Source organism: Denitrificimonas caeni, assembly GCF_905120345.1.
In the GTDB taxonomy this organism is placed as follows: domain Bacteria; phylum Pseudomonadota; class Gammaproteobacteria; order Pseudomonadales; family Pseudomonadaceae; genus Denitrificimonas; species Denitrificimonas caeni_A.
In genome coordinates, this window is sequence record NZ_CAJHOA010000004.1 from 226,090 (window position 1) to 238,035 (window position 11,946).

Consider the following 11,946-nt stretch of genomic DNA (forward strand, 5'->3'; position numbering starts at 1 on the left):
ATCTCGACTCGAAGAGCAAACCGTCTCGAGGTAACAACAGGTGCTAACTCGACTGAGCCAGCACCTGTATGGTTGTTACTTAGGTGAGCGAAACTTAAACAGCATCGACGGCAAAACACTGTCTTGGCGAATCAAACCATGGTGTAGCGCAGCACTGATGTGCAGAACAATCACGCCAAACAATGACCAAGCAATAATGCCATGCGCTTCACGAAATAAACTGTACGATGCAATGCTTTCACTGACCAACATCGGCAGCTCAAAGGTACCAAAAAAGCTGACCGGCAAGCCCGCAGCATTACGCATTAACCAGCCTGAAATCGGCAGGACAATCATCAACACATAAAGTAAAACCTGGGTCGCTTTCGCGGCAAAGTGTTGCAGACCACTGAGATCACTCGGTAATGCCGGCGTCTGAATAAACAGACGATTGACTAAGCGCACACAAACCAGAATAAGCACCAACACACCAAACGACTGATGTAATTTGATCGCGCTATTTTGCCATGTAGCTAAACTTTGGATCATCGACACACCCAAAAAAAGCATGCTAATAATCAATACGGCACTGAGCCAATGCATCAGTTTGGCACTGGTTGGAAACGATTTTACATTGCTCATTGCTGTGCTCCTACGCCTTGCGACTCAAGTAAAATTTCACGCGCACGACGGCGATAGGATTCAGCATAAGCAGAACCTCGGGCATTTAAGATCGGGTCTGCAGTTGCTTGCATACCACGGGGTAATACCAGCGGATCAAAGTTAATGCCATCACAGGCGCCACCGTTTTGTGCATGCACTGCGCTGATCACCAGCGTACCGGCGTTAATAGTTTTACGCTCGGCAGGCCATGCAATAGTGGCATTGTTTTCATCGTCGCTAGCATCAGCAAAACTGACCATCAGATCAAAACGTACTGGATCATTTTCTAAACGTTGTGCAAGCTCCAACTGTAAAGCATCACGCTCACTGGCACTGATATCGTCAGCCATTGCCTGCGCGCTGGCTTGGGGTACTGCAGACCAACGTACAGCTTGGCGCTGACCTTTAGCGTCGAGCAAATAAAACGCATTGATACTGTGGTATTGCTCAGTGGCAAAACTGGTGGTTGGCGTATAACCCTGCTTCCACTGATTAAAGGCTGCTGTTTCTGGATGCGCGGCAAAGAAGGCTTTGATTTTCTCGCCATTCGGTTTGCCGGTCGTAGGATCAGGCGTTAGCACTTGGATTTGCTGATAAAAATCTTCCGGCGTACGCACTGCCATCACTGGCGGCGTATTCATTGCCGTACGCCAGCGCTGGCCACTGTCACTCGCAAAGCTCAACGCTAAACTGCGTACCGGTGCGGCTAAATCAGGCGCTAATGGATTACCGCCTGCAATCGAGAATCGGCCCACAAAAGGCTGCGCACCCTCTTGGAAAAACTCAGAGGTTGAATAAGGCGCGAGTAAACCGCTCGATACAAACTCGCCGGCCAAACACACACCCTTGGCATGTGCACGTCTAAAGCTGAATTGTGGCTTATTGTTTTCCTGCAAATTAACAAACTTCTGAGCAGTGGTACCGTGCCCACCAAACAGGCCTGCAGCATATAAAAAGCCAAAAACCAAACCAGCGATCAGCAAAAAAATAACGGCATAGCGCGTTTTAATGCTGCTTTTATTAGGAGTACTGTTGCTCATGTGAATCAACACCTTGTGCTCTGAAGTCTTGTTTTAAGACTTCATTCGAGGAAAAACGATCAATAAATACGGGCCAACTGACAGCCGACGCTGCAGACAATGCCGTGCAGATCAAATTGCAATAACGGAGCAATTTACAATTAAATGAAGAGGCTTCGCCCTAAGCATAATGACCTTGGGCGCGAGGAAAATAGAGTGGTTGCCTGCTCTACTCAGGCAAGAGCGCGCATGAAAAGAGGCATGACATTAATCGATTTCAGTATCGACAGGTAGTTTAGCAAGCGCAGACTAGTGAGCAATAAAATTTGTTTTATCAATACGATAGAGAATAACTATGCACGGCAGAATAGCCAGGCAAGGAATGGCAAAAGTGGACGCGAAAAATAATAGCGATCTTCTTGATGGCTGACCTGCGCAATACCAATAACATCATACGCAAGCCAGCCAGCGACAAGACTGTTTAAGACGCACAAGCAACCACTAGTCGCTTGGCGGGATGATATGTTTTATTTATGAGCAATCGTTTTATCGGTAAACAGATAATCCTTCAGCTCTTTATCTAAGACAGTGTCTCTTCTGCGAATCCACTCAAGCACCATCGCTGCGTGTTCTTTTTCTTCATCCCTATTGTGGATAAGGATGGCCTTTAATTCTTCGTCTTTACAGGCATCGACACGCTGGTTGTACCAATCGACTGCTTCAAGCTCTTCCATCAGCGATGTAATCGCTCTATGCATATCTCTTGTTTCGTCTGAGAGCTCTTCGATAGGCTCATGGTAACCTTCATTCGACATAGTATTTCCTCCATAGATGGGCAATTAGTTTTGCATAATCCTGAGCACAGTGACACCTTCTTTTAAGGCATCAAGTGATCATCGACCGCAAACCTCTACTACTTATTAGGGGCTCACTTGCAGGATAGGTTCAGTAATCACCCGAGCCAGCAGCGACTGTTGCGCCTAGCAGCATCGATTATTTGATAGTAATGCGTAGCCTGTACAGATAAAATTCTGCTCCAAATGACACCATTAGCCAAAAAAGACTGAAGTAAATTTGTATGACTAGAACACTAGAGCTATTAGCCCCAGGCGGCGATGTTAATGCGATTAAAGCGGCCATCGTCGCCGGTGCCAACGCCGTATATTGTGGCCTTGACACCTTTAATGCCCGTAACCGTGCGGCTAATCTGTCCTTTGATGACCTCACTGGCATCATCAAGCTGGCTCATAAGTACGACTGCAAGATCTTTTTAACCTTAAATGTGGTGATTTTAGAGCACGAAGTCGTCGGCATCATTAAGCTATTGAATAGACTGGTGAACAGTGGCGTTGATGGCATCATTGTCCAAGACCTTGGTTTGTTTAATCTGGTTAAAAAGCATTTCCCCAGCCTAGACATCCACGCCTCAACTCAGCTCACCACGCATAATGAAGGGCAAATTCAGTTTCTGTCTACAGTCGGTGCGACCCGTGTGAATCTATCGCGCGAGCTCAACCTGACGGAAATTAAAGCCCTCACAAAAGTCGCGCATGATGTCGACGTATTAACCGAAGTCTTTGTGCATGGCGCCTTGTGCATCGCCTTTTCTGGCCAATGTTATTCCAGCTCAGTCAGTGTCGGTAATTCAGGTAATCGTGGGCGCTGCAGTCAAGCTTGTCGTGATGAATACGAACCCACAGCCATGGGCAATAAATTCCCGCTGAACTTAAAAGATAACTCGGCTTATTTTGATCTACCTGAGTTGGTCGATGCAGGCGTCGATTCTTTAAAAATCGAAGGGCGAATCAAAGGCGCGCAATATGTACATACCGTGGTGGACAGCTGGCGCAAACAAATTGATACCTTTGTTGAAACAGGTTCGTTGTTAGATGACGACTCCAACCTCTACAAAGTATTTAATCGAGATTTCACTAACCTTTTCTTGAAAGGTGACATGAAAAAATCGATGTTTACTGATAATCCGCGCGATCATAGCTTTACCCATGCCAATCAAAAAAACAACGCTATCTCGGTTGTGCAAATTCAGGAAACCCAGCAGGCGTTGGCTGAAGAAAAAAACGAGATAGGCTTGCTTGTAGACGAAAAAATCAAGTATCTGAGCATCGCCAAACAAAACCTTGTCTTGCACTTTTCAGGCAAGCTCGGCGAGCCTTTAACCGTAACAGCGCTGGTGGCTGACGATAAAAAAATCATCGTGCAATCAAGTACGAATTTAACTCAAGCGAGTGAGTTAGGCCTTGACCCAGCCGTGATTGAAAAGCGTTTTAGATCATTTAACAACTCTGAATATCTGCTTAAAAGCTTTAATTATGAGGATTTAGACCCCAGTTTAAATATTTCTTTTCGAGAGTTAACCTCGCTAAAAAATGAACTGGCACTGCTCCTCAATGACTCTGTCGCTATTATTCCAGCAGTTGAAATACCGCCCTTACCTGATCATGCAAAGGTCGAAGAAAAACCAACCATGTCGCTGCTCATTGCCGACATAAAAGACCTCTATCTGTGCGATGAAACCGCTGCTGATGTGTATTTTAAATTGCCAGAAAGTTTTAAAGTGGGCGACCGTAAGTACATCGAACTGTTTTTAGACAACCCAAGATTAATCCCTTGGTTTCCAGCCGTGCTGATTGGTAAAGACTATCTCGAGTCAGTCAAGGTACTCGAAGAAGTACGCCCCAAGCGTATCGTCAGCAACAATACTGGCATTGCTTACAAAGCCTTTGAGATGGGCATTGATTGGGTGGCCGGGCCTTTCTTAAACACCACCAACTCGTATGCGCTATTAACCCTGCAAGAAGATCTGAATTGTAAAGGCGCCTTTATCTCTAACGAGATTAATCGACCGCAAATTCGTAACATTAAACGCCCTGCAAACTTTAAGCTGTTTTACAGCATCTATCACCCCATCCTCATGATGACCAGCCGTCAGTGCTTCTTTCAACAAACAGTCGGCTGTAAAAAACCAAGTATCGAAGACGGCTGCATGCTGAAATGCGAAAAGGCCACCTCGATTACCAATGTGAAAGGCATTTCTTTTGCCGTCGATAAACAGAAAGGTGGCTATCCAAGCATTTATAATCATGAGCAATTCTTGAACGTCGAGGCAGTGCATGATTTCTCACACTTGTTTGATGAGTTCTTTATCGATCTCACTGATATCGGCAGCGGCTCGAAAGAAAAGCTGGATAAAGTGCAGTTGATTCATCACTTTGAAAATGTATTGAATGGCATCGAAAAATCGAGCGTGCAGTTACATAAGATGGTCACCGTATCGACCAATGCTCAGTACACGCAGGGTTTATAAAAAGTAACAAGGCGTTAGTTTTGCCCTAATAAAAAGGTTTCTTGGCTCTCTAACCACAATGGATAGTGAGCCATGGCCTTGGTGTAGAGCAGCGTTTGTAAATGTCGGTTTAACCAGTCTCGACACTTTGGATAAGGCGATTGCACATACCATTTGCGGTCGACGCGAGCGAATTGCCGTACAAATGGCAGCACAGCATAGTCAGCCAAGCTGGCTCGATCGCCCATTAAATAGTGGCTTTTTTCTAATTTGCGCTCGAGCTCCGCAATAAAAACTTCACAGCGCTGACGGTCTGCCATTTCAGATTCTTTATGGAAGCGCTTCGCCAACTTATACGCCTCCAACTGCGGTTTGAAGTGTTGATCGTTTTTCCTGATCAGCTCTAACATCAATGCGAGCTGCTGCGGATCCTCTGCCCATAATAAATCTTGAGGGTCATTGCGCTTTAGCGCCCACAGCATGATCTCGATACTCTCATCAATCACAGTCACCTTCTGCTGCGGCACTTCACTACCTTCAGCATGATTAATTATTAATACCGGCACCGTACCCTTAGGCGATAGCGCTAACATGTCTGCAGGTTTATTTTTGGTGACCACCGCACGAATCAACACGGACTGCTGCGCCAACAAAATTCCTAAGCGCGCACGCATGGCATAGGGGCAATGTTGTAGGGAATACAAGAGAGGTAGATCTGGGCTGAATTTAGGCATACCTCAGCGTAGCAAAGTACAAGGTTTGTCGCGAGTCATAGAGCGTCAACTATCTAGGCTAACTGACGTAAAAAAGTCTGAGTTCTGTGTTTGCAGACGCTCTATTTTAAGCAACGGCCTCGGGGCTCATCGCTTTCATGCAATACCACCTCGGAATGTAAAAATTCTGCCGCAGCGGCTGAGTCTTGTACCTTAGTGGCACTGCGCGCAAGCATCTCGGCTTCAAACTCGGTTAACACGCGGTTGCGCAGACCGGCCTCGCGCCAGTTGGATTGTGGGCGACAACCTCTCACGATCACTCGTGCCAATGCCAGTGCATCTAACAACGCCTGGTTAGCCCCTTGGCCTTTAAACGGGCTCATAGGATGAGCCGCATCGCCCAGTAGAGTGATGGGGCCCATACCCGCTAATACATCCGCACTTAATAAAGCTCTGTCGTAGACCGGATAACCCGAGACTAAAGCGGCAGGCGTGGCCGCTAAAATCTGCGGAATAGGCGAATGCCATTGCGCGCGTTGACAGGCTTCTGCCTTTAACGCCTCAGCCCCTGCAGCACTTAAAGCTTGCGCTGCACTTTCTAGCATCGGAAAGCTTAATTGCCACATCACCGAGTCGGCAGCAAAAGGCATAATATACATGCGTTCATGGCCATTGGCGGTTTGAAATACTGTCGCTGAGTCGAGCAAATCACTGTCGACATCAGTCAGCGCAGTTAACGGGCAAATACCTAGGATAACGATGCAATCCAGATAACGTAATGAACTCGAATCATGACCTAAGACTAAGTGGCGCACCGCACTGCGAATGCCATCGGCACCCACCACTAAATCTGCGCTGGTCGTTTTTATCTCACCCTCGACCACAAAGCTTAACTCGACCCCCGCCGGCGTTTCTTGCAGAGCAACCAACTGATGACCCCACTGTACCGCCTTATGCGGATGCGGATGGACGGCCAATTGCTGCAGCAAAGCCAAGCGCAACGACTGACGGGCGATATGCACATTAGTACGCTTAGGCGCTTTAGTCTCATCGGCATGCAGCCAGTTTCTCACGCCCCACTCACCCAGCACTGTACCGTCGGTGCTGTGCATCACATGGCGAGTCGAGACCACGCCTTGATCAAGCGAGACAATGCCCAAACCCTCGATGGCCTTGCAAGCTTGTTGCAAAGTGAGGCCGTAACCCTGAGAGCGCGCGGAAAAATCGCTATCACGCTCATACAAGGTAAAAGGAATACCCCGATGCAAACAAGCCACCGCTAATGCCACGCCAGCAATCCCGCCGCCAATAATCGCGACGTGTGGATAATTTTCGGTATCGGCCACCGGAGGATGATCAGCCGCGCTCAAACCCGATCCAAGGCAACTTGGACAAGCTGATAAGTGCGCCCTCGGCCGCTCTGGCGCAGTGCCGCCCTGCTGTGCAAACTGCAGCAAGGCGGCCTGATAGCTCAGCTTCACTTTTTTACGGATATTCTGACGAACCCGCCCACGCCCTTGGCATTTAGGGCAAAGCATCCAACTGGGCTGCACTTGATTAATTAAGTTAATGTTAGGTGGTCCTCAACTCACCTCGCTAAAGCTAGGTGGTTCTTCTGTTCTAACGACGAAATTCAAGCGACTCACAACACTTGAAGCAAGGGTTAATGGAAATTGAAGCGCAATTCTGCCTGAAAATAGAGCTTATCGGGTTGGCTTAAATGCATTGTTAGGGCCCAACCCAATTATTGAAAAACAGCATGCGCGGCTTTGTAGTGAAGGCAAAGCTGCAACAGAAAAAGCATCGCCGTGCCTGCCTTGTTAGAAACTTGTGGCGTTACACTGTGATAGTTCCACTCAAGTACTGAACCGCATTGCCAGAAATAATCACCCTGTCGCCCGCTACCAAACAGTTGAGCACACCTCCTCGCTTTGAGGCTTGATAGGCAATCAGGTCATTTTTACCCAGCCGTTCGGCCCAAAGCGGTGCTAGGCCCGTGTGAATTGAGCCTGTGACTGGGTCCTCATCGCCGCCATTCGCAGGCCAAAAGTACCTTGATATAAAATCATAATCCTTGGATTCAGACCTGCATGTAACCACAACATCAAGGGGATTGAGCTGTTTTAAGGTCTCGTTATCACGTTGCACAGACAATACGTCAGACTCAGAATCATAAATTACGAAATAGGCTTGAGAGTTACAATAAACTTCTACCGGCGGGATAGAGAGACCAGCTACTAAATTATCAGGGATCGTTTCGACCTTCTCAGGTTTGGTATTCGGAAAGTTCATCTGAATTTGACCTGTTTCAGTTTTCTCGACCAATAGCTCTCCAACTGCCCTAGCTGAAAATTTAATGCTGGCTAATTCAGGGTTCTTGTTAAACAAGACAAAGGCAGAGGCTAAAGTTGCATGCCCGCAAAAATCAATTTCAGTGAGCGGTGAAAACCATCGGATCTGATAGGTTGATGCATCAGCTAAAACTAAAAATGCTGTTTCAGAAAGGTTATTTTCTGCCGCTATGGATTGCATTAAAGCGTCGGATAGCCATTCACCCGTAATGATTACTGCTGCCGGGTTCCCACTAAAAATAGACTCTGTAAAAGCATCTACCACTGTAATTTCGAGTTCCATACGACTGCCCTAGCTCCAATTATTTATAATACGAAACCCTCCGCTGACCCTTACGGAGCAAAGCGAAGAAAAGACCACCCGAGTGCCGCGTATTGCTAGCTGATAAATTTAGACATTGCCAACTCACTTGCAGAACCAAGTGCAAGCCATGCCTCTACTCATTATGCAGCGTGCAATGGCTTAATTTGGGAAATCTCGTCTTTAATCAGTTGCGCCGCCGTCCACAAGTCGACAGAGCGCTGCGCATTCAGCCAAAACTCTGGCGAGTTACCAAACAAACGGCCAAGCCGAAGTGCCATTTCAGGACTGACTGCACGGCGTTCGCGCAACAACTCATTTACCGACTGGCGAGACACCCCCAGAGACTCGGCCAGCCCTGCGACAGTTAAATCATAGTCTGGAATAAAGTCTTCTCGGAGCATTTCGCCAGGATGCGTTGGCTTTCGTTGCATGTCAGCAGTATTAGGAATAGTCATAGTTGTTACCTCATTCAATGGTAATCGCACACTTCGACGTCGTACGCATCACCGTCTTCAAAACGAAAACAGATACGCCATTGATCATTAATTGAAATAGCGTACTGTCCCTGCCTGTCTCTAGAAAGCGAATGGAGCCGATTACCAGGCGGCACTTTCAAGTCATCTAGTTGCTCCGCCAGATGCACATACTCCAGCTTCCGAGCAGCTCTTGAAGCAACATCCGAGGGGAACTTCTTTGACCGGCCTTTGGAGTAAAGCTCCTGAGTCCGCTTGTCTGAGAAAGTTCTGATCATGCTTGAAACAGTATTCCGTCACGTGACACGTGTCAAGCAGACAAAGACACGACTGCATAACGCCGCTAGCACGCGCGGCTACGGAATGGAGGCGAAGCCGCATGCAGTAGACGTCGTCATAACTGGCCTTGTTATAGGATTAACGCCAATTTTCGCTAATATTCACCTCAAAACGGACACGATGCGCGTTTTCTCGCGTTGTACCCTTTTCTGTATTAGCTCCGCCGCCGACATTTGCTAGAGCGACAAAAAACCCCGCTTTATCTTTCTGGTCTTTTGTTGCTGTCAGCGCCACATCAAACTCTACATTGCTAGAAGCACTTTTTTCTGAAACCTTTCGCCTAAGCTTAAATAGCTCGCCCGTTCCATTTTCCAATTTGGACAGTTCTTCATTTGCTTCTCGCACACCAAGAGCAATCTCAACCAAAGTACTTTTTATAAAGTCTTTAAGTTCCACGATATTTCCTTTACCTATAATAACGCTGAGCTCTACGGCAAATTTGGAGCGCAGCAGAAAATTTGTCCGACAGCAGTGCCTTGTTAACTGCTATTTATGCAAAGTATCAACTTTACCATCAACGTTTTTCTTTCTTAGATCATTTAGAAAGAAATAGTTAGCCAATATCACTCTAGAAACGGCATACAGCTGTGAAACCGTCAGTAAAGAAACAACAAAAAACGCCATATATTTTGAATAAAAAATCCACTTCCCAACAATTAACATTTTGGCGATAGGTACTGCAAACTGAACGAATAAAACAACCATTAATACGATTGCGGATACCATTACAATTTCCACTAGCTCACTTAAATAATCTGCATCAGTATCAGCATCTTTAAAGGCTTGATCAGAAACAGTTTTTCCTTGAAATGCACGACCTATAGCACGTGGGTAAATTATTGCTATCCACGCACCTATTATTGCGAATATTATTGAAGATATATTAAGAAGTGCACCTAAGGTATCTTTATAATCGGAATAACCTAAAGAAGAAACAGTATCTCTTAGGAAGTAGGTCGCGATAATAGAAAGCACCGCAAGTACAAGATACTTGGTCATTGCGCTACCGCCTCTTCTATTTCAAAAGCAGGATTATCCAAGGGTCTCAGTAAATCTTGCCTTTGAGATGTGATCGCAGATAATAAAGATCGTGGTTTTATTATCTGATTTTCATCTCTATTAATATTTATTTCTGCTGAAAAGGCGACACTAGTTCCATTAAGCATAACTCTTTTACCATCGTTATATATAAATCCCGCATTTCGAATTGAGCTTGCTGCATTTAATTCTGCATAATTACTTATTATTTGCCGGAGCTGCCTCTCTGTAGGCTCAAACTGTAGTTCGTGAGTAATTGTTCTTACTTGATTAAATGTTGGTGTGTTTCCCAGCAAACCTGAGAACACTCTCTCTAATGTCTTGCGATCATCTTCAACTGTATACTGAAGATTTTCTCTTTTTATAATTCGTCTAATTTTATGTAGGTTAGTCAGTAGCTCGGCTTCTAGTTCTTCCTGCTTTCTACCAAGAGCATGAAACTTTGAATGAACTCTGTGGCTTTGATCGGTAAACTGGCCATTCGGTGAGTAACCAATAACTGAACCTTCATCATTAATGACTCTATATGGCGATTTGTTTGCAAGAAATCCGTTCAAAAAGCAATCTAAATTATTCTTTCCTTGAACTGAATGATTAAATCTTACAGCCGCAAATACATTCCTCTCTGGTATAAACCAAAAATAACTAGGAAATCCAGGGATGGCAGGAGTGCTACCAAAACCAGTAGTTAGCATATCTGTGTTACCTGGTTTATCCATTGGGTTCATTCCATAGATCACGCCGTTGTCATTAGGAACTTCATTCCAAAGAATAAGAATACTATCTTTATTAACTTCGTTTTTATGCCAATTAGAAAAATATGTATTCCTTAAATCATTATCCGGATCGGCTTCATAGGTAGTCGTATTGACGAACTCTCGCCCATCACCGGCCCAAAGATTAAGCTTCTGGAGGATATCATCCAATCCACTAAATGCAGTTTGTGCGCCGCCTCGAAGATAAAATCCGCATTTTTTAATATCGAAAAACTTTATTTTTGCTTCTAACATTCATAATCCTTTGTATGACTTCTACCTTAGGCACCTGACGGCAGTTAACGCCTCAATCAGCCGCCGCTTTAGCGGTCGACTGCATTGATTTGTTAGGCATTTCTTGGGTTGTACTCGAAGCAGTAGGACTATTTACGCTCAATATGTAATTTGCGTTCGCAAGAGCTGAGGCCAGTCCTACTACTAGTACAAAGACCGCAAAATATTTAGATATCCGATAATTCCATTCGCCAGCCTTTACACGCTTCCACTCGTGCTTCAGAAGGGGCTTGCTAGCCTCACGAAGTGGCTCACATGCCGAGCGTGCCTCAGCCAACTCATTTTTAAGGTAATGCTTACGAGTCTGATTCAACGCAGCAAGAAAGGTATTATTTAAATCTTTGCCTTTTTTCCTTTTCTCTTGATCGTTAATTCGAAAAATTATGTCGTTATACGACTCGTTGACTTTTGCATACACTTCTTCCACATCCCTAGCCATTTCGAATTTATCTCTATGCTCTTCTGGCCGGGAAGAATAATGAATATATAAGGTGGATAAGTAAGTGAGCGATGAGATGTAGCAGGAAATTGACTCCCTAAGAGAGTTTACCCAGTCCTGCCTGAACTCAGAAATTTTATTTTCTTTGGACGCCACAAGATTAGTGAATGCAAAGAAGCCAGCAACAAGCGCTGCAAACATTGCACCTAGCAAAACGATAGCTTTTCCTTCGAACACTTCACTCAACATTCATACTCCAGTAGTGCCTAACGCTT

13 protein-coding genes are annotated in these 11,946 nt (G+C 45.5%); 1 reads left to right on the plus strand and 12 read right to left on the minus strand.

All coding sequences use genetic code 11. The features are described 5' to 3' along the window. Positions 1-75 precede the first annotated feature (75 nt). From JYJ62_RS09165 to JYJ62_RS09175, 3 genes are all read right to left on the minus strand, one after another. Complete coding sequence (locus JYJ62_RS09165) at positions 76-621, minus strand: cytochrome b (RefSeq protein WP_205341908.1); 546 nt, start codon at positions 619-621, stop codon at positions 76-78. After that, a complete protein-coding gene (locus JYJ62_RS09170; RefSeq protein WP_205341909.1) occupies positions 618-1,682 on the minus strand; it encodes a catalase family peroxidase in 1,065 nt (354 codons plus the stop codon). The genes JYJ62_RS09165 and JYJ62_RS09170 overlap by 4 nt, the downstream gene beginning before the upstream one ends. A 506-nt stretch (positions 1,683-2,188) precedes the next feature. Continuing rightward, complete coding sequence (locus tag JYJ62_RS09175; RefSeq protein WP_205341910.1) at positions 2,189-2,476, minus strand: encapsulin-associated ferritin-like protein; 288 nt, start codon at positions 2,474-2,476, stop codon at positions 2,189-2,191. Positions 2,477-2,739: 263 nt separating this feature from the next. Between JYJ62_RS09175 and JYJ62_RS09180 the strand changes: the two genes are divergently transcribed. Further along, on the plus strand, positions 2,740-4,986 hold the full coding sequence (locus JYJ62_RS09180) for a peptidase U32 family protein (RefSeq protein WP_205341911.1): 2,247 nt from the start codon (positions 2,740-2,742) through the stop codon (positions 4,984-4,986). 14 nt (positions 4,987-5,000) lie between these two features. On the opposite strand, the gene JYJ62_RS09185 is transcribed toward JYJ62_RS09180, so the two are convergent. The 9 genes from JYJ62_RS09185 to JYJ62_RS09225 all read right to left on the minus strand — a co-directional run bounded on the left by JYJ62_RS09185 (position 5,001) and on the right by JYJ62_RS09225 (position 11,920). After that, on the minus strand, positions 5,001-5,699 hold the full coding sequence (locus JYJ62_RS09185) for a glutathione S-transferase (RefSeq protein WP_205341912.1): 699 nt from the start codon (positions 5,697-5,699) through the stop codon (positions 5,001-5,003). 101 nt (positions 5,700-5,800) lie between these two features. After that, complete coding sequence (locus tag JYJ62_RS09190) at positions 5,801-7,216, minus strand: FAD-dependent monooxygenase (RefSeq protein ID WP_205341913.1); 1,416 nt, start codon at positions 7,214-7,216, stop codon at positions 5,801-5,803. A 298-nt stretch (positions 7,217-7,514) separates the two neighbouring features. Continuing rightward, a complete protein-coding gene (locus JYJ62_RS09195; RefSeq protein WP_205341914.1) occupies positions 7,515-8,312 on the minus strand; it encodes a PhzF family phenazine biosynthesis protein in 798 nt (265 codons plus the stop codon). A gap of 161 nt (positions 8,313-8,473) precedes the next feature. Then, a complete protein-coding gene (locus tag JYJ62_RS09200; protein ID WP_205341915.1) occupies positions 8,474-8,788 on the minus strand; it encodes a HigA family addiction module antitoxin in 315 nt (104 codons plus the stop codon). 14 nt (positions 8,789-8,802) lie between these two features. Continuing rightward, entirely contained in the window at positions 8,803-9,084 is a 282-nt protein-coding gene (locus tag JYJ62_RS09205) for a type II toxin-antitoxin system RelE/ParE family toxin (protein ID WP_205341916.1), read from the minus strand. 139 nt (positions 9,085-9,223) lie between these two features. Continuing rightward, on the minus strand, positions 9,224-9,541 hold the full coding sequence (locus JYJ62_RS09210) for a hypothetical protein (RefSeq protein ID WP_205341917.1): 318 nt from the start codon (positions 9,539-9,541) through the stop codon (positions 9,224-9,226). Positions 9,542-9,631: 90 nt separating this feature from the next. Further along, positions 9,632-10,144: a hypothetical protein gene (locus JYJ62_RS09215; protein ID WP_205341918.1), complete on the minus strand. Its 513-nt coding sequence runs from the start codon at positions 10,142-10,144 to the stop codon at positions 9,632-9,634. Then, positions 10,141-11,193, minus strand: a complete 1,053-nt coding sequence (locus JYJ62_RS09220) for a hypothetical protein (RefSeq protein ID WP_205341919.1) — start codon at positions 11,191-11,193, stop codon at positions 10,141-10,143. The genes JYJ62_RS09215 and JYJ62_RS09220 overlap by 4 nt, the downstream gene beginning before the upstream one ends. A gap of 52 nt (positions 11,194-11,245) precedes the next feature. Then, positions 11,246-11,920 (minus strand): hypothetical protein, encoded by a 675-nt coding sequence (locus JYJ62_RS09225; RefSeq protein WP_205341920.1) that lies wholly within the window; start codon positions 11,918-11,920, stop codon positions 11,246-11,248. Positions 11,921-11,946: the final 26 nt, after the last annotated feature.